The organism is Parageobacillus sp. G301 (assembly GCF_030268025.1).
Classification (GTDB): domain Bacteria; phylum Bacillota; class Bacilli; order Bacillales; family Anoxybacillaceae; genus Parageobacillus_B; species Parageobacillus_B toebii.
Genome location: NZ_BSDB01000001.1, coordinates 839400 through 864661, shown reverse-complemented (window position 1 = coordinate 864661; position 25262 = coordinate 839400). Strand labels below are relative to the sequence as shown.

The window sequence follows — 25262 nt, the reverse complement described above, 5'->3', positions numbered from 1 at the left end:
CAGCTTCTTAGGAAGGAGGTAAGTGAAATGAGTAAAGTGATTGGTAAAATGGTAACACGTATAGAAGATAAAAGACTACTGACAGGGCAGGGAAAATATATCGATGATATCGGAACACCGCCTAATACAGCTCATGCGGCTATTTTAAGAAGTCCTCATCCTCATGCAAAGATCATTTCCATCGATTATTCTGAAGCATTGGAAATTCCGGGAGTAAAAGGGGTAGTGACAGGCAAGGATGTTCAACCATTGTTAAATCCTTTCAGTGTTGGAGTAAGCGCGCCTGTCAAATACTATCCAATTGCTATTGATAAAGTGCGCTACGTCGGAGAGCCGGTAGCGGTTGTGGTGGCAAAAAACCGTTATATTGCGGAAGATGCTCTAGAAAAAATTAAGGTGAAATACGAAACGCTCGAACCGATTGTAGACATTGAGCGTGCACTCGAAGATGGAGCGCCTATTTTACATGAAAATGTCGGTTCGAACATAGCCAATCATCGAACGTTTCACTATGGAGATGTCGATAAGGCATTTCAGCAAGCGGACAGAATCATAAAACACCGCTTTCATTTTCCGAAATATTCCGCAACACCAGTTGAAACATACGGTGTTATTGCGCAATATGAGGAAAGTACGGATAGTTACACGGTTCATGCGAATTTCCACGGTCCGTTTGTTCTTCATTCGATTATGGCCGGTGCGTTAAAAGTACCAAGTAACCGGTTGCGGATCATCATTCCAAAAGATATCGGCGGCAGCTATGGAATTAAAGCAGGTGTATTCCCTTACATCGTACTTTGTTCTGTAGTCAGTCGTCTTGTAGGATGTCCGGTAAAATGGATAGAAGATCGGCAGGAACATTTGGCAGCCAGTTCAAGTTGCACAGATCGCGTGACGTACATTGAAGCAGCAGTGAAAGATGATGGAAAAGTGCTCGGTTTAAAAATGAAAATCATGGACAACGTCGGTGCCTATATCCGTGCGCCAGAACCTGCTTGTCTATATCGGAACCACGCAAATACAACAGGCGCCTATGACATTCCAAATTTAATGATCGACGCCTATGCGGTAATGACGAATAAATTGCCGACTGGTCTTATCCGAGGATACGGCGGACAGGAAACGTATTTTCCTCTTGAACGGATTATGCAAATAATTGCTGATGAATTAGAAATGGATCCAGCCGATGTTATTAGGCGGAATTTAATTAAAAAAGATCAGTTCCCTTACAAAACTGCATCTGGCGGAGTGTATGATAGCGGCGATTATGAAAAAGCGTTTGATCTGTTGTTGAAAACTGGGAAATACGAAGAGTTTCGAAAAAAACAAATGGAAGCGAGAAAGAAAGGAAAACTGCTTGGCGTTGGTTTAGCGGTCATCGTTGAACCATCCGGTTCCAATATGGGATACATTACGATTGCACTGACGCCGGAAGAAAGGAAAGCGGGATTACCAAAATCAGGTTGTACGGAAGCAGCGACGATTTCGATCGATCCGATGGGAAATGTAAATGTCCGCATCAGTACAACTCCTACCGGCCAAGGACATGAAACTGTCGCAAGCCAAATCGTTTCAGAGATACTAGGCATTCCGCATGACAAAATTAACGTTGTAGCTGAACTCGATACGGCCACAAGTGCTTGGTCCATCGCATCTGGGAGTTACTCAAGCCGCTTTGCAGCACTCGGATCAAGTGCCGTTTACTACGCAGCGCAAAAAGTAAAGCGCAAGCTCATTAAAATTGCAGCTCACTTTTTACAGATTGACGAAGATGATTTAACGATTGAAAATGGTCAGATTATTTCAAAAACTGATCCATCCAAATCCATATCCATTAAGCGAGTGGCTGGATCAGCACATTGGAATCCGCTTTCTTTGCCGAAAGGAATGGAGCCAGGTATTTATGAAACAGCCTATTACACAGCTCAGGCAGAGCCGCCGGATGATAATGATCTTATTAACTCGTCGGTTACGTATGGTTTTGTAGCCGATTTGGTCACGGTGGAAATCGATCCAGAAACGGGTGAAATTCATATTCTTGATTATTACACTGTCCATGATGCCGGTAAATTGCTAAATCCGCTCATTGCCAACGGACAAATTTTAGGAGGTCTTGTGCACGGGCTTGGTGGTGCCATGTATGAAGAGCTCGTCTACGATGATAAGGGTCAGTTTTTAACTGGATCATTTATGGATTACTTATGCCCTACAGCAACAGAAATACCAAGAGTGACTATCAAACATATTGAAACGCCTTCGCCGATTACCCCACTTGGTGCGAAAGGGCTTGGAGAAGGAAACACAATGAGTGCGCCTGTTGTCATTGCCAACGCAGTAAACGATGCATTGAAACCTTACGGCGTGATCATTGATTCGTTACCTATAACACCTAATAAAGTATGGAATCTTATTAATCAGTCAACAAAACAGGGGGAATTATTATGAACGGAAGCGGAAAAGTGGCATTGAACGCAGGAATTGAAAAAGCATGGGATGTATTACTTGATCCACAGGCGCTAAAAAACTGCATTATGGGTTGTACGAAGCTGGAGCCTGTTGGAGAGAACAAATATCAAGCAGTATTGTCTATTGGAATCGCTGCTGTTAAAGGAAAATATGAATCAACCATTGAAATTGCTGATATTCAAAAACCAAACCATTATAAGCTCATTGTAAAAGGGGAAGGAGGTCCTGGAAGTGTGAAAGCAACTGGATCAGTGGACCTCATTCCGATTGACGAAAATACAACGGAGTTGCAATATACGTACGACGCTGAAGTTGGTGGAAAAGTGGCGATGGTCGGTCAAAGAATGTTAAACGGCGTTGCTAAATTGATCATTCAGGATTTCTTTAAAAAATTTAATAAAGAACTAGATAAAAGCGAACAATCCGTTTAAGTAGAATGTGGCAGAAAGGAGGGAGGGCATGAAACCAGCAAAATTTGATTATTATTGCCCCAAAACAGTAGATGAAGCACTTTCGCTTTTAGAAGAAATAGGATTTGATGGCAAAATAATTGCTGGCGGTCAAAGCCTCGTGCCGATTATGAACATGAGACTGGCAACACCTGAGTGCTTAATTGACATTAACCAGTTGAAAGATTTGCAATTCATTGAGTTGAATGGTAGCGAAATGAAAATCGGCGCATTAACGAGGCAGGCTGAAATTGAAATGTCAGATGCAGTTCGTAAACATCTTGGTCTTCTGAGCGAAGCTGTTCCTTATATAGGTCATGTTCAGACGAGAAATCGTGGAACATTTGGAGGAAGTCTTGTTCATGCTGATCCATCAGCTGAAATTCCTCTATCATTAATGGCGCTTGGTGGAACACTTCATATTGTTTCTAAGGATGAAGTGCGGGAAGTAAATGTTGAGGACTTTTTTGTCACTTATTTAACGACCGATATTATGCCGAATGAGTTGCTGACGGAAATTCACATTCCAGTGCCAGAAGGAAGAGTGGGATATTCATTTCATGAAATTTCACGGCGCCACGGTGACTTTGCTCTCGTTGCCGCTGCCTGTCAATTGTCCATCGATAGTCAGGATCGCATTTCAAAAGTTAGATTGGTTTTGGGGGGCGTTGATGCAGTTCCATTGTTGATTGCAGAAGCAAACGAGTTGATGGAAGGGGAGTATTTGTCTGACTCGCTTCTAAATAAAATTGCTGATATTGTTGACGGGGTCGTAAATCCTGAATCAGATCTGCACGCAACCGCTGATTACAGAAGACACCTTGCGAAAAAATTGGCAATGCGTACAGTAAAAACAGCCTACGAGCGAGCAAGGGGTGAAAACGATGAGTGTTCATGAAATTGAAGTTACAATAAACGGAAAAAAATATCAAGAACAAGTCGAATCTAGAATGTTACTAAGCGATTTTTTGCGAGAAAAGTGTGGTCTCACTGGCACACATGTAGGCTGTGAACATGGTGTGTGCGGTGCTTGTACTATCCACCTAAACGGTTCGGCTGTCAGGAGCTGTCTTATCTTTGCGGTACAGGTAGATGGACAGGAAATAACAACCGTAGAAGGATTGACAAAAGATGGCGAACTGACGCCGCTGCAAAGAAATTTCATTGAATGTCACGGTCTTCAGTGTGGTTTCTGTACACCGGGTATCTTAATGTCAACAACCGATTATCTGCAAAAAAATCCGAATCCAACCCTTCAAGAAATTAAAGAAATGCTATCTGGACATTTGTGCCGTTGCACAGGCTATGAAGGGATTATAAAAGCTATTCAAAAAACAATTGATGAAAACAATCACAATTATGAAGCCGAAAGGAGATGATGGAATGAATCTTGTCACGATGTTTGATTTCGCTGTCGAACGTTTTCCAAACCGAGTCGCTGTTGTAGAAGGCGACAGAAGGTATACGTATAGACAGTTTCATAAGGAAGTAACGAAAGTAGCAGCATCGCTTCAAAGAATCGGCATTAAGCAACATGATCGCGTAATGATTCTGTTGAAAAACCGTTTCGAAAATACGGTCATTTACTGGGCGCTTCAAAAAATTGGAGCCGTGTACACGCCGATCAATTTCCGGCTGGCCGTGAAAGAAGTCGAGTACTGTGTAAATGATGCGGAGGCGACTGCCGTTGTATACGAAAGTGTTAGCCAAGAATCCGTTTTGAAAGCGAATTTTCAGCAAAAACCAATCCTGATTGGTGTTGGAGAAGTGGAAGGGGCTGACATTTATTATAATGAGCTCGTCGACAGAAGCCCTGAAAGTTTTGAAAAACCGGTGATCAATGACGATGATGTGGCTATAATGCTTTATACATCTGGCACAACAGGAAAGCCAAAGGGCGTTCCGCGGACCCATAAAAACGAATACAGTGCAGCTCTTGCCCATATCATTCAAAACCAATATCAAGATGGGGAAAGCACGTTGGGCACGATGCCACTCTATCATACGATGGGAATGCGCTCCCTTTTATCCATCATGTTTTTAAACGGTAAATACGTTATTTTACCTGATTTCGATGCTAAAGAAGCGCTTGAATTATTGGAACGTGAAGGAATCACATCGCTTTATTTAGTGCCTACATTATACCATGACATTTTAAATCATGAGGAATTTCATAACTATGATTTGTCCAAGTTGAAGAAAATCGGCTATGCTGGTGCGCCAATGACAACCGCCTTAGCGGAGAAGTGTGTTAAGATGCTGAAGCCGGAAGTTTTTGTTAACCATTATGGAAGCACAGAAATTTACACGTTTACGATCAATCCTAATGTTGCGGAAAAACCAGGATGTGCAGGCAAACCGGGATTACATCAAAATATCCGCATCGTTAAAGCCGACCCTAATGGTAATTCAACACCAGAAGATATTGTTGAAAAAGGGGAAATCGGTGAAATCATTGTCAATATTGAATCTCCTGAAAGCTTCAGAGGTTATTGGAATAGACCAGATGCTACAAAAAAAGCGATTAGGGATGGCTGGTATTTTACAGGAGACCTCGGCATGTTAGATGAGGATGGAGATTTATATGTTGTTGGGCGAGTAGACGATATGATCATTTCCGGCGGAGAAAATATTCATCCTATTGAAGTGGAAGATGTTTTGTCAAAGCATCCAAAAGTACATGAAGTGGCGGTCATCGGTGAAGAAGATGAGCGCTGGGGGCAAATTGTAGCCGCTTATGTCGTGCCAAAAGATCCATCTCTCACATACCAGGAACTAGACCATTATTGCAAGAACAATACAACACTTTCCAATTTTAAACGTCCGAGAAAATATGTATTTATTAAAGAAATACCAAAAAGCCCTGTTGGGAAAATTCTCCGTCGCAATATAAGAAATGGAGAATTTGAACTTTATATAAATGAGAAAGTAGTTTATTAAAAAATACTAAATTTCAGAAAGGGGAAACTATGATGGAAGCAGTAAAACAATACGATCACATTCGCGTGGAAAAAAATCCGGAGAAAAAGACGGCTACTATTGTTTTCGACCGTCCAGAAAAAATGAACTATATCAGTATGCTTGCACGCTCTCAATTTTCTCAAATTTTTGATGAGTTAAACAAAGACGACGATGTTCGTGTCATCATCATTAAAGGAGAAGGCACTCAGGCATTTAGTGCAGGAGGAAATATTCCAGAATTTATGGAAGTACATCCGGAAGAACTTTCACATCTTGCTGTAAATGTTGCAGCGCCGGAGCGTTCTCCAAAGCCGGTTATTGCCCAACTACAAGGTTATACATTTGGAGTTGGTCTTGAAATTGCAATGGCTTGTGATTTCCGTATCGCTGCTGATGATACACTATTAGCGCTGCCAGAGATGAATCTTGGTATGATTCCTGGAAGTGGCGGAACACAGAGGGTAGCAAAAATTGCTGGATTAACCCGCGCGAAAGACATGATTATGAGAGCAAGAAGAATACCAGCTGATGAAGCATATCAATGGGGGCTTATCACAAAAGTGGTTCCAAAAGCAGATCTTGAAAATGAAGTCAATGCGCTTGCAGATGAACTTATGAAATTTTCACCACTTGCGCTAAAAGTATGTAAACAAGTACTGAATGCAGCCTATGAAACACCTCTCAGCGCAGGTCTTGAAATTGAAGGAAAAGCATATGGTTTGCTCCGTACAACGGAGGATTTCAGAGAAGGTGTTGCGGCGTTCGTGGAAAAAAGAAAACCGAACTTTAAAGGTAAATAAACCAAAAACTTCAGGGAGCGGAAATCATTCCGCTTCCTAAAGTTGAAATTAAAATTTACTGAAAATTGTTAATTTTATATACAAGAAAGGTGGGTCTGTATGAGTGTAAATACGGAGACAACTGTTCAGCAAGCTGCTTCATTGACAGTATCGATTAGTAGAAAGCAAATGATGATAGCCGTTATGGCGTCCCTGCTGGGATGGTCATTGGATTTGTATGATCTCTTTATTCTGCTCTATGTTGCGCCTGAATTAGGGAAGCTTTTTTTCCCGACAGATAAGCCCACGCTCTCATTGGCTGCTGTGTATGCTTCCTTTGCCGTTACACTGTTTATGCGCCCGCTCGGCTCAGCGCTTTTTGGTACCTATGCCGATCGCAACGGAAGGAAACGGGCAATGGTTGTGGCCGTGTCGGGTGTAGGGATTTCTACCGCACTGTTTGGAGCATTGCCAACGGTAGCTCAAATCGGTGCTGCTGCTGCGATTATATTTATTGTTCTTCGTTTAATCCAAGGTGTATTTGTCGGAGGAGTCGTCGCCTCCTCTCATACGATTGGTACGGAATCCGTACCGGAGAAATGGCGCGGCTTGATGTCCGGTCTTGTCGGTGGGGGCGGTGCTGCTCTTGGTGCATTGCTGGCTTCTATTGTATATTTCGTCTTATCCAACATTTTTTCCGGACCGGAATTCAGCGAGTGGGGCTGGCGTTTTATGTTCTTTACCGGCATATTGAGCTCTGTTCTCGGACTGTTCGTATTCAAAAAGCTTGAAGAGTCTCCTTTATGGATGCAGCACAAGAAGGAGCAAGAAACGAAACCGGAAAACCAGCAGTCTCCGGTGAAAATGGTATTCACTAAATACTTATCGGTTTTATTGATTAATTTAATGATTGTGATCGGCGGTGGATCAGCATATTACCTAACCTGTGGGTATTTGCCTACCTTTTTAAAAGTAATTAATAATATCCCGCAGACGGTATCCTCTATGATTCTTATGGTAAGCAGTATTTCTGCCATGATCGCTTCTGTTGCTCTTGGTCATTTGAGCACCATTATTGGTAGAAAGAAAACGTTCATTTTACTAGGTATCGTGAATCTGATTGTTCTCCCGTACTTGTATACAGAATTGGCAGCCGCTCAAGATCTGACACTGATTACACTCTATGCAATGGGACTGGCGTTTTTAGGTAATGGATCATATGCTCCCGTACTGATCTTTTTGAATGAACGTTTCCCAACGGCTATTCGTTCGACAGGTACCGGACTGTCCTGGAATATGGGTTTTGCCGTAGGTGGAATGATGCCGACTTTCGTAACAATGGCCAGCAACCAAACCTCGGATATTCCATTATCCTTGACGTATTTCTCGATTGCTCTCTTCCTCTTGTATTTGTTGGGAAGCTTCATCATTCCGGAAACAAAAGGAAATTTTAAGTAATCAGTTAAATGAATTACTCCAATAAGTTTAGACAACAGATTTACCTTTCCAAATTTGCAATAGAATGATAACGTTTTCAGGTAGCGGCACAGAACTTTGTAAGGTCAAAAAGCTCCGACACTGCCTTTGTCAAATACTTGCACCAAAATTAGATTTGTATAGCAACCAATCGTTTTTTGTCAATCGCAATGAAATTTGGCGAACCGCCTAGTGCGGACCAGCATGTCAGGCGATGCGAGAGGCTGGGGGCAGTTATCCACCTTCTTCTCTAGTAAGATCTTTAGCAGCGGAAATGTTTCTAGTTCCAGTTTCATTCAAATGAATTCCTTAGACGAATAATAGTAAATTGTAAATCGCTTGCTTCAAGTATTTTATCTGTATAATGCTTGACTGCATAGTTAGGCTTACTTGCATTCGTTTTGATTTTATCAACTTTTTCAGCATGGAAAGATGGTAGTATATTAAACTGCGGCCTTTTCTCGATATTCAACCGGGAAAAGGCCGTTGAGTTTTTCTTGGAAACGACTGTGATTGTAAAAATAAATATACTCTTCAATCGCCTGATAAGACTGTTCGATCGTTTTTAGACACACTAAATACAACTTTTCTGTTTTTGAATGGGAGAAGAAACACTCAACACATGCATGATCATGGCAATTTCTTCTTCGGGAATGGCTTCCTTAATCCTTGACCCATTGTGCAATCAGGGCATCGCTCTTGATTCCAAAATGTTCACGGAGCTGCCGAATAAGACGAGCTCTCTTCCAATTTCAAACAAACGACTTCCTGTTTTAGCTCTTAGGAGTTTGTCTTTTTTCGCTGTCTACTTTTAGGAGATAATACCAAAAAATATTAAGGAAGGGGATATAATAGGTGATTACCGTGATTTTTTGTCATAATACGTTTAGTAGGCATCCTATTTAGTTTTAGGCAAACAAATACCCTTAAAAATATAAGGGCATTTGTTATTAAACAACTTTTCATATGTTCCTGTTTATTTTACTGGTATCCAGATTTCGGAATAAAAATCAGGGCTCAAGGGATTTTCGTCTGTATATACTTCTAATGCTGGTGTGCCTGCATGCTCATAACCACTGGATAGAAGCCATTCTGAAAAAATTTGGTTCCATGCCTTCTGCATAGCATCTGGCATTGGCCCATGAACTTCAAATACAACCCATTTAGATGCGGGCACTTCAAATTTCAATAATCCGTCGGGGGTGTCACCATCATATTCTGTGGCTACCCAATAATCCATTACTTGCTTCGACTGTGTACCGCTATTAGTGACACATACCCCCAGCACACCTTTAATTTGACCATTGTTCAACTTCAATAATAAATCGACTGTTCCATCCTCATTAACTTCATCCCACAGTTTTGGAATACCTACAAGATTCTCCCCATTAACTAATGAAAATTCTCGCTTGATTCCTACTACTTGAAAACTATCTCTTTCAATAACTTTGTATTTCATTGGTTCTGCTCCTTTAAGGATGTTTTTTTTCATCAGGCTCTTTTTTCCTTTAAAAGTAAGTGAGAAAAATCTTACCACGCTCCGAATTATATTCTGTTTTTTTTATGAAATTCCATAAAAAACAAAAGATAATTCTTATTATGTTGCATTCGTCTACGTTTAGCCAATTCTCCAGCAAGTAAGTTTTCTGATCCTCTGCCATCCCAATTCCTAAACATAACAAATCATTTATAGTCATTAGTCTCTACTATACATTTATCTATAGTCATTAATCTCTACCGTACATTTTTACTAGAGAGACAAGAGTACATATTAGCGAAATTAGGTCTATCATCCAAGCCCTTTCTGATAGGGATGAATATAAATGTGGTAAATCCGATTGATAGGGTTAAATGGCTCAGACCCTAAAAAAACAGGGAGGAAGAATCATGAGTTTTGAAATTAAAACGACAATTTTCGTGTTCATCATGACGATGCTCGTCATCTTTTGGAGGCCAAGAGGCTTAAACGAAGCATGGCCGGCGTCGATTGGCGCGGGGATTATTCTACTAACAGGCATTGTATCCCGCAGTGATATTTTGGATATTATCCATAAAATCGCCGGCGCCTCGATTACCATTATCGCAACGATTGTCATGGCCGTCATCTTGGAAAGTTTCGGTTTTTTCCACTGGGCAGCCGCACGGCTTGCCAGTTTGGCCAAGGGTTCGGGCTATCGTCTATATTGGTACATTCAACTTCTATGTTTTTTGATGACCCTTTTATTCAATAACGATGGCAGCATCCTGATTACGACCCCGATTTTAATTTTACTCCTAAAAAACCTCCGGCTGAAACCGCGTGAGCAGATTCCGTATCTCTTAAGTGGAGCGTTGATCGCAACAGCTTCCAGCGCGCCGATTGGGGTAAGCAATATCGTCAATCTAATCGCATTGAATATTGTGGATATGACGCTTTATATGCACACGGCCATGATATTTGTGCCGGCAACGTTAGGGCTGTTGTTTATGTCCTGGCTGATGTACGTAGTGGTAAAGAATAAATTGCCAAAAACATTGCCAAATTTCTTCGATGATATAGAGGGAATCTTTTTTACTAAACATTTCCATCCATTGAAGAACACCATTTCCGTGGAAACGAAACGCAAACGCACCCAATTTATGTTGAAGGTCTTGCTGTTTGTCTTTGTGGTTCGCTGCCTGCTCTTTGTCGCTTCTTATTTCTCTATTCCCATTGAAATCGTTGCGGTGCTTGGATCATTCATCCTGCTGGTGTGGAGATGGTATCATTTGCGCACCAATCCCGTTGACATCTTGAAAAAGACTCCTTGGCACATTCTTATTTTTGCCTTCTCTATGTATGTCATTATTTACGGGCTCCATAACGCGGGGCTGACAGCGATGCTGGTGAAAATATGCGAACCGATTGTAAACCAGGGATTGTTCTACGCGAGCTTTATCATGGGGGGATTAGTGTCCGTTCTATCCAACTTCTTTAATAATCACCCCGCTTTAATGATCGGAACCATCACCTTGACGGAAATGGGATTGGATCCTATTACATTAAAGACGATCTATCTCGCCAACATTATTGGCAGTGACATGGGATCGTTGTTATTGCCGATTGGAACGCTTGCCTCCCTCATTTGGATGCACATCCTAAAACAAAATAAGATAAAAGTAACATGGAAAGATTATTTAAGCGTCTCGTTGATTGTCATACCATTCACAACCGTTGTCACATTGTTTTTACTATTCTATTGGGTGCAAATGGTTTTTGCCTAATGAAAACTAAATACCATATTCACGTTTACTTAAAGAAACTTACCACAACAAAACCCCTTGATATATAAGGGGTTTTTCTCGTTTTGCAGGGTGTTAGTGAATGCAAAACACCTTTAATTAGGAAAAAACTGTATTGTTGAAGTATTTGTTGCCGTAAAAATGAAATATCATAAGGTTTACATTCAGATTAATCTGTAAAAAATGTTAAAGAAGATAATCACCTTTAAATACGAAAGCTCGGAGGGATTTTGTTGATTGAAAATTTAAAGGAGATTCTAGAAATTTTACTTCGATCAAAGGATGCGCTCATTAAGTTTAAGAACATTTTAGAACCTACTATTGAACAAGCAAAAGATGCCCATGAACGTCTTTATTGGCACCATATTTACGAAGAGGAAGAGCATCGTTTGGACCGTTTGAAGGCGCTATTGCCGAAACTGCAAGCGCAAGTGCAAAACGAGTCTTCTCTTTCGAAAGAGAATGGGGATTTTTTACGTTTATTACAAGACATTAGCTTGGAGAAGTTTGGTTTACATAATTTTTTAGAGCATCTTGATTTATCCCTTTTCCACTACAAGGATACAGAATATCAGGGGATTATTGAACAGTTAAGAAATAGGACTGCGGAGGATTATCAAAAAATAAAGTATACATTTGAAGCATTGAACAAGGAGTTGGATGCTCCTATTCACCTTGAATCATCCATACCTACGGATGAAAAAGAAAACCAATTAGAACATTTGAAAATAAAAGAGTATATACAACAAAACACCATTCAACCTGCTATGGTAAAGAAACTATCTTTAACTGTAGGTAGTTTGAAAAATATGGAAGGTGGAGAAAGATCATGGATAAATCGTTAATGTATGCTGATTCTCCGTTGAATGGCGAGGAATGGAGAGAATTAGAACAAACAGTGATCGAAAATGCCCGGAGGCAGCTTGTAGGCAGGAGGTTTATTGAAATATATGGGCCACTAGGTGAAGGAGTTCAGTCTGTTGCAAATGATATATATGAAAATCCTGAAAGTGGAGGAATTAGCTTTCATGGGGCGGGACTAAATCTTTCCGAGCCAACACGCCGAGTGCATTTAACCATTCCGCTTATACATAAGGATTTTATTTTATACTGGCGTGATATTAAACAAGCGAAACAACTTGGCAGTCCCATTGATTTTTCAGCAGCTGCCAATGCTGCGCAACAGTGTGCATTACTAGAGGATGATTTGATTTTTAATGGTTCTATTCAATTTAATCTTCCTGGAATTATGAACGTAAAAGGCAGGATTGCCCATATACGCGGTGATTGGATGAAATCAGGAAATGCTTTCGCTGATGTGGTGGAAGCCCGAAATAAACTGTTGCAACTAGGACATACAGGTCCATATGCTCTGGTGCTTTCACCGGAATTATATGCCCTTATCCATCGGGTTCATGAGGGTACTCATGTACTGGAAGTTGAACATATTAGAGAGTTAATGTCTGCAGGCATTTATCAGACACCGATGATTAAAGGCAGAAGAGGGGCAGTAATTGATGCAGGAAGGCAGAATATAGACTTAACCATTGCGGTGGATTTCCAAACCGTATTTTTAGATGAGGAGAATATGAACTATCTTTTTCGTGTTTATGAGTCTGTTGTGCCAAGAATAAAACGCCCAAGCGCCATCTGTACTTTGGAAGACCCGGAAGGTAAGTAAACAGCAGTTATTGTTTTATTTTGCGATCAATATAAACAGCGCTTGCTGTTTATATTGATCGTTAAGCGATCGATTTGAATTGTTCCTTTATTTTTGAAATCTTTGAGGACAACTCTTGGTCCGCAATATCAAAGCCAATATCATCAATGATCATTTTTACTTCTTTTAAAAAGTGAATTGTATAACTGTCTTGGTGGATATCAAAAAGACGTTTTAAGTATTTGAATTTTTCTTTAATCATGAAATCTTTATAGACTTCATTCTTTAATTCTGCTATTTTTTTATGTTCCGGGGAGGAGATGACGCTCACCTCATTTACATTTACGATCATTTTTTTACCTTCATTCGTTACAAAGCCAATGGAATAATAGTTTGAACCTAAATGGTCAAGATGAACGATGCAGGCATTTGGATATTCTTCCCCTGAGCGGAGACGAAGAAAGGAAGCTTCAATTGTTCCACCCAATTTTCTTTGATTAGTTAAAATCGCATTTATATCTCTTAAACCATTAATTTGAATACCCATAAGGAAGCCCTCCTTTGTAATCTCAATCTTATTGTAAATGAAATTCGTTATCAAATATAGAGGAATTTGTTGTAAAATATAGGGGGTGTTTATATTAAAACGAATTCCGATGAGCCTAAAAAAAGACAGTCAAAACATTTATACAAATTATATAAAAGTATCACCCGTTTTAAATGAATTACTGTTAGATTGTGCAATAAAATGAAAATGACAGAGTTAAAATGCTTGAGAGAATGCCTAATGGACATGATAGATAACCGATAGACTGAAGCATTGGTGATGCATTTAGTTAATGATGGATCCAGGGGGGATTTCCATTTTGTAGATTGCAGATTTTTAGTAAAATATGTAAATTTATACAACCTTTGGCTTATAAATTGAATCATCAAAAAATCAAACTAAAGAATCTGTTTTGGGGGACATGTTTATGGTAAAATTTACAGAAAATTAAGATTTTTATTCCAATTGTTGGTGGAGTTGTACCTGTTTTTGGCCATTTAATTTTTAGGAGGGATTAGTATGGAAAATACTATTCGTTTGATCCCGTTTAAGATGGAAGAAAAGCTTGAGAATGTAAAGGAAATCCCTGAAGGCGTCAATATGGTACAAGCACCTGAGGTTTGGAAAGAAGGTATAAAAGGTAAAGACATTGTGATTGCTGTTATTGATACTGGATGTGATAGAAACCATCCTGATTTAAAAGATAGAATTATTGGAGGCAGAAACTTTACCACAGATGATAACGGTGATGTTGATAATTATTCAGATTATAACGGTCACGGAACACATGTGGCTGGAACGATCGCAGCAACAGAAAATGGTCAAGGTGTAGTCGGCGTTGCACCTGAAGCAAAACTATTAATTTTAAAAGTGTTGGCAAATGATCCAAACAATCCGGGGTCAGCAACTGGTAAATATGAATGGATTGTAAATGCGATTAACTACGCTGTAGATCAAAAAGTAGATATTATCTCCATGTCATTAGGTGGCCCTTCCGATGTGCCGGAATTACATCAAGCAGTGAAAAGGGCTGTTGAAAACAATATTTTAGTTGTATGCGCAGCAGGAAATGAAGGAGATGGAAACGAAAGAACGGAAGAACTTTCTTATCCGGCAGCCTACAATGAAGTTATTTCAGTTGGAGCCGTCAGCCTCGATGGCCAAATATCTCGATTTACCAATTCCAATAAGGAAATTGATGTTGTTGCACCAGGGGAAAAAATTCTTTCCACCATTCCAGGCGGAAAATTCGCTGTTTTTAGTGGTACATCGATGGCAACTCCTCATGTTTCGGGGGCTTTGGCTTTAATCAAGCAATTATCTGAAAAAGAATTTGGACGAAAACTTACAGAACCTGAACTCTATGCTCAATTAATTAAACGTACAATGCCGCTGGGCTTTCCGAAAGCATTGGAAGGAAACGGGCTCGTTTACTTAACGGCACCGAATCTTTTAAGCAGACATTATAAAAAACCGCAAGTCTCAAGCATGTAAAACAGACTTTCAACAACTTTGTATTTCATTGGTTCTGCTTCTTTCAACATGTTTTTCAACAAGCTCCCTTCTCTTTGACAGTAACTGAGAAAAATCTTATCACGATCCGAATTATCTTCTGTTTCTCGATGACTTTCCATAAAAAACACTTATTATCTTTTTTGGTTTGCTGTTAAACAATTTTTTAAATGAACAATGTAACAAAACAAAAACAAACGTTCGTTTCACATCGAAAAATTTTCTAAATTGTGATATAATAAGAGCGCAATAGCACCGAAAACTCAAGGGTGTTCGGCATTTTACCCCTACGGAAAGGGGGGATGTCGATGACAGTATTCGAATCATTGATGTTTGCGATAACTTTCGCAAGTCTGGTCGTTTCGATACTGTCATATAATCAAAAAAAATAATCCACCCTTGGGTTGACGGCGAATGGGTGGATTATTTTTTCCAACTGTCGATCCCCTTTGAGAGGAACGGTCTATTGCATGACCGAGGGTGTTGCCGCACCTTCGGTCTTATTTATGTTATATGTGCTTTCCATATATATTATACATGATCAATATTAGTGTATACAAAATACATATTAACATAAACTATTATTTTATGCTACTTTTCTAGCAATTATTCATTAAATGATCAAAAAAATAACAAACGTTCCCAAAGCCATTGCCATCTTTTACTTTTTGCGAGGCATTCAGCTTGCAGAGCATTCGGCGAATGATCGGAAGTGACAGCCTGCCGAATATTAACTCCACATATGTTTCAGTAAATGAGGTAGATGTGTAAAGTCACAAACAACGGCATTGCGAAAGTACAGAGGTTTGCCGGTCATAGCAATCTTGCCACAACATCGCGGTAAAAAAACGAATAAAATCTGTATGTTTATTTACAAAAATTATACTACGTATGGTTTTTTATAGATGATATGGCAACGTCTTAATGGATAAAAAATCTTCTCATAGTCAAAAAGAGGACAGAATTCATAGTAACAAAGAAGCATTTTGGGTAATTTTTTATTTTTTTCAAAAAATTAATCATATAATAATAAATAAAAGGGGGGAAAATTATGAGTGATACTACACTCGTTACACTACTTTTTGGGCTAATAATGGGGGTAGCTGGAAATGCCTTGTATGAGATGATTAAATACTTGGTCCAGCATCCCCGTACACCCATTAATGATGCTCTTGCTCTGCCACAAGCAAGAGTGCTGAAAGGGTGTATTATTATTAGCCTGATTGTTGGATGTACACATTGGTACAACTGTAATGCATTTGTTCTCTGAAACTGTTGAAACCTGTGAAATTCGGTTTGTAGCTACTCGATAACAGAGTAGCTTTTTTTTATTTATATTCTTTTTAAGAATATTAACATAAGCTACTATTTTATGCTACTCATTTTCATAAAACATTCATCATTGTGGACAAAATTTTTAGCAACTATCCACACATCTTTAATGTATGATGTGATTCAGTGAATGATGAGGGGCAAAAGCATAAAAAATTAAATAAAATTACTCCTTTTAGAAATCCAGTAGCATCAAAATTGCCGCCAACAATTTTTCCCCAGCCAGCTTGTAGCCATGACCACCCAAGAAAGAAGCATAAACATTTTTCCGTAAGAATTTAATTACCACAAAAAACTCCTTTGATAATGATTATCATTATAATAGCTTGTATGTTTTTCGAGAATGGATAAAAGGAAAGGAACTAAAATATAAATAATAACTGGGAATGATTATCTAGTTTTTGTATATAAAAAGGAAATAACCTGCCGTTTTGCTTGATTAAGCAATTTTTTTAAATGTTAAAAACCTGTATTTTTCAGAAAAATTAACGTAAAATAAATAATATTATTTATATTCTAACTATTTATTGACAAATAAAAAATTATTATGTTATTTATAAGCATAACAACAAGTAAATGGAGGGGAAAACATGGAATTTTTGTCTGTTCGAAAAAACGAGGATATTGCCTATGTAACATTACAAAATCCAAAAGAGTTTAACGCTTTATCATTAAAATTGCTCCAAGAATTGGATTCTTTTCTTCAAGAGGTTGCTGAAAAAAGAGAAGTAAAGGTTGTTGTTATTGAAGGATCTACAAAAGCATTTTGTTCTGGTCATAGTTTGCGTGAAATAGAAAATATGAATGTACACGAAGTACTAAAACTCTTCCAGACTTGCCAGCTCCTAATGAGAAGAATTAGAGAAATACCGCAAATTGTTATTTCTAAGGTTGAAGGGGTAGCTGTTGCAGCCGGATGTCAATTGGTGGCTATAAGTGATATGGCTGTCGCAAGTGAAAACGCTAGATTTGGCACGCCTGGCATTAACAGCGGTTTATTTTGCAGTACACCTGCAGTATTTCTAAGCAGGAATATAGGTAGAAAAAAAGCAGCCGAATTGTTGTTTACAGGGAATTTAATTTCTGCTAGAGAAGCTTTGGAGTACGGTTTGGTAAATAAGGTAGTCCCTTCAAGCATGTTAGACGAGGAAACAGAAAAGTTGGCCAAAGATGTTGCTAAACAAAGTTTGAATATTATCGAGTTAGGTAAAAGAATGTTCTATCAACAACTTAATATGGAAGATTTCCAGGCCTTAAATTATGCAACAGAAGTCATTGCTTTGAACAGCAAACATCCTGATGCTGTAGAAGGAATTCGAGCATTCTTTGAAAAAAGAACTCCTGTTTGGAATGACAAATTAAAAACAAAAATTTAACATTTTTCCCGAGAAGTCTCACTTCCTCTAAACAAAGTGAAGGAGGGAGATGAATCGGGAGTTTTTTGACCTTCAAAAAACGAACATATGTTCTATAATCAAACTATCAAACAAAGAAAGATGCTCATGCTTCGCGGCCAAAAAGTGTTCTTCCGTGCATCCAAAGCGGATTTGGACCGATTGTATGCCTGCAATCGCGAATTCGCCCGTGTTTGGAATGAATGCCACCGTTTAGCCAAAGAACACTTCCTCCAGCATGGACGTTGGATCACTAAAAGCGAGCTGCAAAAACAAACGAAAAGAAACTTCCATCTTCACAGCCAATCAATACAAGCCGTCAGTCACCAATACTCCTTCGCAAGACAAGCTGCACACCAAGCATCCAACAAGGACATTCTGCCTGCTATCCCTACAAGAAAAAGAAGCATTTCCCAACAAAATGGGCGAAAGGCGGCTTCAAAGTGTATGAAAACGGAAAAATCGAACTCTCCATGGGCATTCATCATGGAAAACGGGAAAAGCCAATCGTCGTGTATGTGTCGCATCTGCCAAAAGGAACGATCAAAGAAATTGAATGCTGCTTGGATCAAGGTCTTTATTTGGCCATGAAGTATGAAGATGGACAAAAGGCCAAAGCGTATAAGCCGGGCTCCTTCGTCGGAATCGATCCTGGAGAATTCCCCCCATCGGCGCGTTTTGCGAAAACGGGCAAGCCCTCCTCATCACCGGAAGAAAAATACGCTCCCTTCACCGGCTGCGGAATAAAAAACTAGCGGAGATCCAGCGTCGTCAATCGAAATGTCGAAAAGGATCCCGCCGATGGAAAAAGTATGAGCGGGCGAAACAATACGTGTTATCCAAATCCGAAAGACAGCTGCGGGATGCGCTCCATCGAACGGTTAAACAGTTTGTCGGCTGGTGCTTGAAGCCATCCGCCTCCGATGTGTATATTGGAAACGTTGAAGGAGTGTAGCGAAACACAAGAAAGAAAAAGCGGGCAAGCCGCAAACAAGCGCAAAAGCTCTCGAATTGGCCATTCGGGAAAGTGAAGTGGCATCTCGCTTATAAGCTGGCTCCACATGGCATTCGCTTGCAAGTCGTATACGAGCTAGTCTTCTCCTGTCTGCCAAAAGAGAAAAAAACATCTTCCCGCCTGTTTGTGTGCCGGTGTGGGTATGAGGAACATCGTGACGTTCACGGCGCGAAAAATATCTTAAGCAAAGCGCTGCACGGCGCCTTCAAACGCTGGAACGTACAAACAAAGCTGACGTATCTACGGATTGCGTAAGCAAGAAGTAGTAGAAGGGTTGGACCGCCCCATCGGTGTGATGCCGATGTTGCTTACTGGACCCATCAAGAAGACTTCCGATGCATTCATCGAGTAGAAGGAGACCGCCTTCTTCTGCGCAGAAGCTTCTTTGGTGGAGATGGTAAGAAACTCTACCTCTTCATGGAATGAAGGTGGGAGAGGTTCATTCTCCACGGGTATTTTGATGTTATCATAGACACAACGAATGGAGAAGTGTGGAGGAAGAAGGTTTTCAGGGAATCAGCCGCTGTGTCGGCGATGATATTTCACTTGTCATTGGAAGCTTGATTCTAAGTTTGTTTTTTTTAGTTATTTCCAATGATAGCTTGAAAGCAAAATATTGATTTTTCGAAGGAGGTAAATTATCATAAAATTAAAAATAATCATAAAATAATGAATAGAAAGATATTTCGGGACGGATATTAATAGATAAGTGTAGAACGTGCCTTCGAAGTTATGATTGATGCTTTTTCCTTAAATCGATGAATATGCAGTGTCAAAATTCGGAGATTGATGACAGGGGTGATAGACATGGCGGCAATGAATCTCGGATATATGTTAAGCCGTTCAGCAGCAGCCTATGCTGATCATTTGGCCGTTATTCATGGTGACTTGGCGTTGACGTACCGGGAGTTTAACGAGCGTGCCAACCGGGTTGCGAGCTCGCTTCGCCAGTTTGGTTTGGAGCAAGGAGACAGAGTGGCCATCTTTTCACCCAACCGTGCAGAAATCCTGGAGGTGCTTTTTGCGACGTGGAAGGCTGGATTGGTAGCTGTACCGATGAACTTTCGCCTTCACCATGACGAGGTGCGCTATATTTTGAACCATAGCGAAGCCAAGGTTCTTGTATACGCAGGCGTTTTTCAGGATGCAATCGATCGCATTGCTGGGGACCTATCCGCCACCCGCATTGCGGTATGTCTAGATGGTCTGAAAGAGAAGGGACAGCAATCTTTCCAAACCGTTCTCGACTATCGCGATCTTTTGGAACATGGAGACGATGCCGAATGGGTGGATCCGGTTGATGGAGACGATTTGGCGTGGCTCTTTTACACTTCGGGGACCACGGGGCGCCCCAAAGGAGCCATGTTGACGCACCGTATTCTTTTGATGATGACTTTGAACGCCTGTGCGGATATTTATCCCTTTGGGCACGATGACATCGGATTGCATGCAGCACCGCTCACTCATGGTTCCGGTCTGTATGCTCTCCCTCTAATCGCCAAGGGGGGCACGAATGTGATTCTATCCGCACCCCGCTTTGATCCGGAAGCAGTGTTCGCTTCGATTGAGAAACATCAGGTCACCGTGCTTCCGTTCATGGCACCAACCATGGTGAAGCGCCTGATCGAATCGGAAGCGCGCACCAAGTATGACTTGCGAAGTCTGCGGTGCATCATTTACGGCGGTGCTCCTATGTATGTAGAGGATCTAATCGCGGGGCTTAAGGCCTTCGGACCGGTGTTTGCGCAGATTTACGGACAGGGGGAATGCCCTATGACGATTACCGGTCTCAGCCGGGAAGGACACGATCTAAATCGCCCTGAACGCCTCGCTTCTGCCGGCACTGCTCGTTTGGGGGTTCAGGTGCGCATTCAGGATGCGGATGGCAATGAGTTACCTCGTGGGGCTGTCGGCGAGATTGCCGTTCAAAGCGATCTTGTAATGAAAGGGTATTGGCGCAATCCGGAGGCAACCAACGATACGATCGTGAACGGGTGGATGCGTACAGGAGATGTCGGATACATGGATGAAGAGGGGTATCTCTATATCTTGGACCGAACAAAGGACATGATCATCAGCGGTGGAAACAACATCTACCCTCGCGAGGTGGAGGAGGTATTGTTACGTCATCCGGCTGTGCAAGAGGCTTGCGTTTTCGGTGTTCCGGATCGGGAATGGGGAGAGGCGGTAAAGGCTGTTGTGGTGTTGAGGCAGGGGCATGCAGCTGCCGAAGAGGAGTTGATTGCCTTTTGCCGGAATCATCTAGCCAGTTATAAGAAGCCGCGATCGGTCGATTTCGTCGAAGAACTGCCAAAGAATGCTTACGGAAAAGTGCTCAAGCGTGAACTCCGCGCCAAGTACTGGGAAGGGTATACGCGCACGGTATAGAAATAATTTTGGTTTTATATTGCCAGTAGATATGGAAAGGAGGAAATTCTATGAAAAAGAGCCGCATTCTCTTTGCCAGCCTTGCTGGTTCAGTTATCGAATGGTATGATTTCTATTTATATGGCACGGCCACCGGCTTGGTTTTTTCAACTCTCTTTTTTCCAGCCCACGATCCTGCCGTTTCGCTTCTTCTCGCATTTGTCACCTTTGGTGCTGGTTATGCTGCCCGGCCGATCGGCAGTATCTTGTTCGGCCACATAGGTGATCGACTAGGACGGAAGGCGACGCTCATCTATACTCTTATTGGTATGGGAGGCAGTTCAATGCTTATCGGTCTTCTCCCTACTTATGAACAAGTCGGCCTTCTAGCTCCGATTCTATTGGTAATACTTCGGCTCATTCAAGGAATTTCCTTGGGTGGTGAGTGGGGCGGAGCCATTCTGTTGGCAACAGAATATGCCCCAAAAGGAGTTCGTGGGCTTTACGGTTCGATTCCTCAATTAGGGGTTCCTCTCGGCTTGGTTGCCGGTACCTTCAGTTTTACGCTCATCAGCTACTTAACTACTAATGACCAGTTTATGAGCTGGGGATGGCGGATTCCTTTCCTCTTAAGTGCAGTGCTTATCGGTTTGGCGATCTGGGTCCGGAGCGGTATAGAGGAAACCCCAGTCTTCCAAAAGCAGAAGGAAAGTGGAAATCTTGCGAGGGTGCCCATCGTCGAAACGCTTCGCAACGATGGGAGAAACGTGTTGCGCGCAATCGGGCTGAAAATTGGAGACGGGTTCTTCAACGTCTTTGCCATGTCTTATGTGCTTGCCTTTGCCACTGTTTATTTGGGCTACTCCCGCGATACAGCCTTAACTGCCTTGACGATTGGCTGTGCTACGATGCTCGTTACCATACCGATTGTTGGTTACCTTTCCGATTTTATCGGTCGGAAAACTATCTATATCGGAGGCTTGGCTCTTCTGTTCCTTCTTGCCGTTCCTTATTTTGCACTGATCGGAAAAGGGACAGGCTGGCTGTATTTCATGCAGGCGGTCATGCTAGGAATCATCTGGGCGGCTGTTTTTTCCACACAAGGGACATTATTTTCTGAGCTGTTTCCAACCAAAGTCCGTTATACTGGGTTATCGGTTGGTTATCAGTTTGCCGCGGCCATTGTTGGTTTTGGACCTACGATTTGGACTTCAATGGCGAAAAAATTCGGTCCATCGCCGTGGATATTTGGCGGGTTCATGATGGCTGGGCTTGCTCTCTCCTTGGTACTAAGCGTGTTTGTACCTGATGCAACAAAAACAGTCAACTCGCGTTACGATGAGAGCGTGAATATCGTTGAAAGCTGACGAGCCGCGAAAATCGAACAGATCATTTTGTTCGTTATCTGCATAGGGGGAGGTTGAGGATACAAAATTAATGGCTTAGGAGATAACTTCTTTCACGCAAAAACGCCGTGCTCTCTTAACAAGGAGAAGCGGCGTTTTTGCTTTTTTACATTGTGGATTCGGATGGACATTTGGTATGGATGTCTAAACCTAGACTGAAGGCACGTTATTACAAAGGTGGAGAAAAACAAGGCAGAAGTATTTTCTTTTCTACTGTTTTTCATACGCTATTTGGTAGTATTTTCTTTCAAAATTAGCTAAAATAATTATATAAATATTCAAAAAAATAAAAATTATTTTTGTCAAAGCATAAATATGAATTGGCTAGTGTTCAGAAAAAAAGTACGAGGAAGGAGTCCGGTTTCTATTTCTATTGGATATAGTTGGAAGCATAGCGCTTGCAAGCGCTTTGACCCATACATAAGTCAATAGTTAACAAGAAAATTTTATAATTAAAAACTAGGAAATAAAGGGGAGTTTCAAATGACCAACCAACCATCTAACGTGCGTGTAGCTGTTGTGCAAGCCGCTTCCGTGATTATGGATCGAGAAGCAAGTACAGAAAAAGCGATTTCGCTAACGCAACAAGCTGCAGAAAAAGGCGCAAATATCATCGTATTTCCAGAAGCTTTTATTCCAGCTTATCCAAGAGGGCTTACTTTTGGAACGACTGTCGGAAGTCGTTCACCAGAAGGACGAAAAGACTGGCTTCGTTACTGGGAAAACTCGGTAGCCGTACCAAGCGAAACAACAGAACTATTAGGAGAAGCAGCCCGTAAGGCGGGAGCCTATCTCGTTATCGGTGTAGTGGAAAGAGACAATGAGTTTAGTAGAGGCACTCTTTACTGCAGTGTTTTATTTTTTGGACCAGACGGCACTTTGCTTGGAAAACATCGAAAGCTAAAACCTACAGCCTCTGAACGAATCATTTGGGGGGAGGGGGATGGAAGCACGTTGCCTGTTTTCGATACCCCATACGGAAGGATAGGGGCGTTGATTTGTTGGGAGAACTATATGCCATTAGCGAGAGTAGCGATGTACGCCAAAGGGGTTCAAATTTATATTGCTCCAACGGCAGATGCTAGAGAGCTCTGGCAGTCTACGATTCGTCATATTGCAGCGGAAGGAAGATGTTTTGTACTGTCCTGCAATCAGTATGTCACAAAGGATATGTACCCGACTGATTTAGCCTGCTATGAAGAATTGGCCTCATCTCCTCACGAGATGTGCGTTGGAGGAAGCGCCATTGTAGGTCCATTAGGAAACTATATTAAGGAGCCTGTCTATGGCAAAGAAGACATTCTTATAGCCGATTTGGATTTGCGTGACATCGCCTACAGTCAATTTGATTTTGATGTAGTAGGGCATTACTCCAGGCCAGATGTATTTCAGCTTTTAGTGAATGAAGAGAAGAAAGATAGTGTAAAATGGGTATAATCTTACTTTCGCAACTGTAATTTTTGGTGAAGTGGTAGTCTATTCGTGAGGAATGAACCTCCTTGTGGAATGGCATGGTGACACATCTATTCTAACCAAGGAATTAGGTTCGTGTCTCTTTTTTATTTGTCTGTAGAGAATCTGCTTTAGTACAGTTTCTTATTAATTGCTGGTTCTACTCACGCGCGTTCTCTAGCGTGGATTCAATGAAGCAATTAACAGTTCGGAAGAAATCTAAATATGGAATTTTTCATCTTTGTGACATGATTCAACAATATTTAAATAGAAAATGTTGATAGAATAATACATGAAGAAAGGATTGAAATCTATGGAAGCCGTATTAGTTTCATCATTAGAAGAGGTATTAGAAAATGTAAAACAGTTTAATAAAGATTTGCAAAATGAAACAGATATTGTTCAACAACTAACACAATTCAAACATTGGTATTACATTTCTGATTTGCAAGCTTTCGGTCCAAGCAAATATATAGGATATAAAGATATGAATACCGTCAAATATGCAAGAGGAAAAGGAAAAACAGGAATAGATACGGAAAAAGTGTTGAAGCAATGGTTTGTGAAGCTTCCAAAAGAATCTATTCGCAGCCAAGAATTGATGAGCGAGCTGGAAAAATTGCTTGAGCGATATGGAAAGAAAGTCCGCAGTAATGCGGTTATCCATGTATTAAAAAGAGAAGGGGGGATGAAGTAAAAATGAAAATCGCACTAATTAGTTGTACGAAAAAAAAGAGAAGTTATCCTTGTGCGGCAAAGGAAATGTATGAACCATCTTCTTTATTTACCAAAGCGGTAGCATTTGTCGAGAAAAAAGGATATGACGATTGGTTTATTCTTTCCGCTAAATATGGATTGCTTCCAAAAGACATGGTCATTGATCCGTATAATGTGACGCTCAATCAAATGAAAGCGCCAGAAATAATAGCGTGGTCAGAGAAAGTATTTCAACAACTAAAAGCGATCCATCCAACAGAAGTCGATTTTTTCGCCGGCAAAAAATATCGGCATTATCTCATTCCAATGCTTGAAAGTCAAGGAATAAGATGCCGGATACCGTTGCAAGGCATGAAAATCGGCGAACAACTCGAGTTTTATAATAAAGCGCTAAATGAAATTCATTCGTAGATAAGCGGATCGTTTCTTTTGTGTTCGTTTTTCCTTTCCTAAAGAGGCTCATTGTCG

General features: G+C 40.9%; 23 protein-coding genes and 1 pseudogene. 21 read left to right on the top strand and 3 right to left on the bottom strand.

The annotated features are described in order from the left end of the window. The first annotated feature begins 27 nt into the window (after positions 1-27). The 7 genes from QSJ37_RS04465 (at position 28) to QSJ37_RS04435 (ending at position 8113) form a co-directional block, all read left to right on the top strand. A complete protein-coding gene (locus QSJ37_RS04465; protein WP_285754053.1) occupies positions 28-2445 on the top strand; it encodes a xanthine dehydrogenase family protein molybdopterin-binding subunit in 2418 nt (805 codons plus the stop codon). Beyond that, entirely contained in the window at positions 2442-2897 is a 456-nt protein-coding gene (locus QSJ37_RS04460) for an SRPBCC family protein (protein WP_205423857.1), read from the top strand. Before QSJ37_RS04465 ends, QSJ37_RS04460 begins: the two co-directional genes overlap by 4 nt. Positions 2898-2925: 28 nt before the next feature. Beyond that, positions 2926-3813: an FAD binding domain-containing protein gene (locus tag QSJ37_RS04455; RefSeq protein ID WP_285754051.1), complete on the top strand. Its 888-nt coding sequence runs from the start codon at positions 2926-2928 to the stop codon at positions 3811-3813. Continuing rightward, positions 3800-4294 carry a (2Fe-2S)-binding protein gene (locus QSJ37_RS04450; protein WP_285754049.1) on the top strand — a complete coding sequence of 165 codons (495 nt, stop codon included), beginning with the start codon at positions 3800-3802 and terminating at the stop codon, positions 4292-4294. The genes QSJ37_RS04455 and QSJ37_RS04450 overlap by 14 nt, the downstream gene beginning before the upstream one ends. A gap of 4 nt (positions 4295-4298) precedes the next feature. Then, positions 4299-5855: a class I adenylate-forming enzyme family protein gene (locus QSJ37_RS04445; protein ID WP_285754048.1), complete on the top strand. Its 1557-nt coding sequence runs from the start codon at positions 4299-4301 to the stop codon at positions 5853-5855. 29 nt (positions 5856-5884) lie between these two features. Continuing rightward, positions 5885-6676, top strand: a complete 792-nt coding sequence (locus QSJ37_RS04440) for an enoyl-CoA hydratase/isomerase family protein (RefSeq protein ID WP_285754046.1) — start codon at positions 5885-5887, stop codon at positions 6674-6676. 99 nt (positions 6677-6775) lie between these two features. Further along, positions 6776-8113, top strand: coding sequence for an MFS transporter (locus tag QSJ37_RS04435; protein WP_285754044.1), 1338 nt, complete (start codon positions 6776-6778; stop codon positions 8111-8113). Positions 8114-8574: 461 nt separating this feature from the next. Here the strand turns inward: QSJ37_RS04435 and QSJ37_RS04425 are convergent. Together QSJ37_RS04425 and QSJ37_RS04415 are read right to left on the bottom strand one after the other, a co-directional pair. Then, a pseudogene (locus QSJ37_RS04425) lies at positions 8575-8793 on the bottom strand (IS3 family transposase); the annotation flags it as partial. A gap of 314 nt (positions 8794-9107) precedes the next feature. Then, complete coding sequence (locus QSJ37_RS04415; protein WP_285754043.1) at positions 9108-9623, bottom strand: GyrI-like domain-containing protein; 516 nt, start codon at positions 9621-9623, stop codon at positions 9108-9110. 395 nt (positions 9624-10018) lie between these two features. Between QSJ37_RS04415 and QSJ37_RS04410 the strand changes: the two genes are divergently transcribed. The 3 genes from QSJ37_RS04410 (at position 10019) to QSJ37_RS04400 (ending at position 13073) form a co-directional block, all read left to right on the top strand. Continuing rightward, a complete protein-coding gene (locus QSJ37_RS04410; protein WP_285754041.1) occupies positions 10019-11374 on the top strand; it encodes an arsenic transporter in 1356 nt (451 codons plus the stop codon). 251 nt (positions 11375-11625) lie between these two features. Then, complete coding sequence (locus tag QSJ37_RS04405) at positions 11626-12237, top strand: IMEF encapsulin system ferritin-like cargo protein (RefSeq protein WP_285754039.1); 612 nt, start codon at positions 11626-11628, stop codon at positions 12235-12237. Continuing rightward, a complete protein-coding gene (locus QSJ37_RS04400) occupies positions 12222-13073 on the top strand; it encodes a family 1 encapsulin nanocompartment shell protein (protein ID WP_285754037.1) in 852 nt (283 codons plus the stop codon). Before QSJ37_RS04405 ends, QSJ37_RS04400 begins: the two co-directional genes overlap by 16 nt. A gap of 61 nt (positions 13074-13134) precedes the next feature. Here the strand turns inward: QSJ37_RS04400 and QSJ37_RS04395 are convergent, their stop codons facing one another. Beyond that, positions 13135-13599, bottom strand: a complete 465-nt coding sequence (locus QSJ37_RS04395) for a hypothetical protein (protein WP_285754035.1) — start codon at positions 13597-13599, stop codon at positions 13135-13137. 519 nt (positions 13600-14118) lie between these two features. Between QSJ37_RS04395 and QSJ37_RS04390 the strand changes: the two genes are divergently transcribed. From QSJ37_RS04390 to QSJ37_RS04335, 11 genes are all read left to right on the top strand, one after another. Further along, positions 14119-15093, top strand: a complete 975-nt coding sequence (locus QSJ37_RS04390; protein ID WP_285754033.1) for a S8 family peptidase — start codon at positions 14119-14121, stop codon at positions 15091-15093. Positions 15094-16162: 1069 nt separating this feature from the next. Then, positions 16163-16381 (top strand): hypothetical protein, encoded by a 219-nt coding sequence (locus QSJ37_RS04385; RefSeq protein ID WP_285754031.1) that lies wholly within the window; start codon positions 16163-16165, stop codon positions 16379-16381. Between the two features lie 652 nt (positions 16382-17033). Next, entirely contained in the window at positions 17034-17819 is a 786-nt protein-coding gene (locus QSJ37_RS04375; RefSeq protein WP_285754029.1) for an enoyl-CoA hydratase-related protein, read from the top strand. A gap of 461 nt (positions 17820-18280) precedes the next feature. After that, a complete protein-coding gene (locus QSJ37_RS04370) occupies positions 18281-18592 on the top strand; it encodes a hypothetical protein (RefSeq protein WP_285754027.1) in 312 nt (103 codons plus the stop codon). Next, on the top strand, positions 18496-18792 hold the full coding sequence (locus QSJ37_RS04365) for a transposase (protein ID WP_352177028.1): 297 nt from the start codon (positions 18496-18498) through the stop codon (positions 18790-18792). Before QSJ37_RS04370 ends, QSJ37_RS04365 begins: the two co-directional genes overlap by 97 nt. A gap of 72 nt (positions 18793-18864) precedes the next feature. Next, positions 18865-19107 (top strand): zinc ribbon domain-containing protein, encoded by a 243-nt coding sequence (locus QSJ37_RS04360; RefSeq protein WP_285754025.1) that lies wholly within the window; start codon positions 18865-18867, stop codon positions 19105-19107. A gap of 552 nt (positions 19108-19659) precedes the next feature. Further along, positions 19660-21240, top strand: a complete 1581-nt coding sequence (locus QSJ37_RS04355; protein ID WP_285754023.1) for an acyl-CoA synthetase — start codon at positions 19660-19662, stop codon at positions 21238-21240. 50 nt (positions 21241-21290) lie between these two features. Next, complete coding sequence (locus QSJ37_RS04350; protein ID WP_285754021.1) at positions 21291-22586, top strand: MFS transporter; 1296 nt, start codon at positions 21291-21293, stop codon at positions 22584-22586. Positions 22587-23108: 522 nt separating this feature from the next. Continuing rightward, positions 23109-24062: a carbon-nitrogen hydrolase family protein gene (locus tag QSJ37_RS04345; RefSeq protein ID WP_081189802.1), complete on the top strand. Its 954-nt coding sequence runs from the start codon at positions 23109-23111 to the stop codon at positions 24060-24062. Between the two features lie 328 nt (positions 24063-24390). Further along, positions 24391-24774, top strand: coding sequence for a hypothetical protein (locus QSJ37_RS04340; protein WP_285754019.1), 384 nt, complete (start codon positions 24391-24393; stop codon positions 24772-24774). A gap of 2 nt (positions 24775-24776) precedes the next feature. Next, positions 24777-25205, top strand: a complete 429-nt coding sequence (locus tag QSJ37_RS04335) for a DUF6884 domain-containing protein (protein WP_285754017.1) — start codon at positions 24777-24779, stop codon at positions 25203-25205. The last annotated feature ends 57 nt before the right edge of the window (positions 25206-25262 follow it).

What these genes read in the sequence shown, in the direction of transcription:
- QSJ37_RS04465 (WP_285754053.1), top strand. Translation starts at nt 28, where the DNA reads ATGAGTAAAGTGATTGGTAAAATGGTAACACGTATAGAAGATAAAAGA.
- QSJ37_RS04460 (WP_205423857.1), top strand. Translation starts at nt 2,442, where the DNA reads ATGAACGGAAGCGGAAAAGTGGCATTGAACGCAGGAATTGAAAAAGCA.
- QSJ37_RS04455 (WP_285754051.1), top strand. Translation starts at nt 2,926, where the DNA reads ATGAAACCAGCAAAATTTGATTATTATTGCCCCAAAACAGTAGATGAA.
- QSJ37_RS04450 (WP_285754049.1), top strand. Translation starts at nt 3,800, where the DNA reads ATGAGTGTTCATGAAATTGAAGTTACAATAAACGGAAAAAAATATCAA.
- QSJ37_RS04445 (WP_285754048.1), top strand. Translation starts at nt 4,299, where the DNA reads ATGAATCTTGTCACGATGTTTGATTTCGCTGTCGAACGTTTTCCAAAC.
- QSJ37_RS04440 (WP_285754046.1), top strand. Translation starts at nt 5,885, where the DNA reads ATGATGGAAGCAGTAAAACAATACGATCACATTCGCGTGGAAAAAAAT.
- QSJ37_RS04435 (WP_285754044.1), top strand. Translation starts at nt 6,776, where the DNA reads ATGAGTGTAAATACGGAGACAACTGTTCAGCAAGCTGCTTCATTGACA.
- QSJ37_RS04415 (WP_285754043.1), bottom strand. Translation starts at nt 9,623, where the DNA reads ATGAAAAAAAACATCCTTAAAGGAGCAGAACCAATGAAATACAAAGTT.
- QSJ37_RS04410 (WP_285754041.1), top strand. Translation starts at nt 10,019, where the DNA reads ATGAGTTTTGAAATTAAAACGACAATTTTCGTGTTCATCATGACGATG.
- QSJ37_RS04400 (WP_285754037.1), top strand. Translation starts at nt 12,222, where the DNA reads ATGGATAAATCGTTAATGTATGCTGATTCTCCGTTGAATGGCGAGGAA.
- QSJ37_RS04395 (WP_285754035.1), bottom strand. Translation starts at nt 13,599, where the DNA reads ATGGGTATTCAAATTAATGGTTTAAGAGATATAAATGCGATTTTAACT.
- QSJ37_RS04390 (WP_285754033.1), top strand. Translation starts at nt 14,119, where the DNA reads ATGGAAAATACTATTCGTTTGATCCCGTTTAAGATGGAAGAAAAGCTT.
- QSJ37_RS04385 (WP_285754031.1), top strand. Translation starts at nt 16,163, where the DNA reads ATGAGTGATACTACACTCGTTACACTACTTTTTGGGCTAATAATGGGG.
- QSJ37_RS04375 (WP_285754029.1), top strand. Translation starts at nt 17,034, where the DNA reads ATGGAATTTTTGTCTGTTCGAAAAAACGAGGATATTGCCTATGTAACA.
- QSJ37_RS04355 (WP_285754023.1), top strand. Translation starts at nt 19,660, where the DNA reads ATGGCGGCAATGAATCTCGGATATATGTTAAGCCGTTCAGCAGCAGCC.
- QSJ37_RS04350 (WP_285754021.1), top strand. Translation starts at nt 21,291, where the DNA reads ATGAAAAAGAGCCGCATTCTCTTTGCCAGCCTTGCTGGTTCAGTTATC.
- QSJ37_RS04345 (WP_081189802.1), top strand. Translation starts at nt 23,109, where the DNA reads ATGACCAACCAACCATCTAACGTGCGTGTAGCTGTTGTGCAAGCCGCT.
- QSJ37_RS04340 (WP_285754019.1), top strand. Translation starts at nt 24,391, where the DNA reads ATGGAAGCCGTATTAGTTTCATCATTAGAAGAGGTATTAGAAAATGTA.
- QSJ37_RS04335 (WP_285754017.1), top strand. Translation starts at nt 24,777, where the DNA reads ATGAAAATCGCACTAATTAGTTGTACGAAAAAAAAGAGAAGTTATCCT.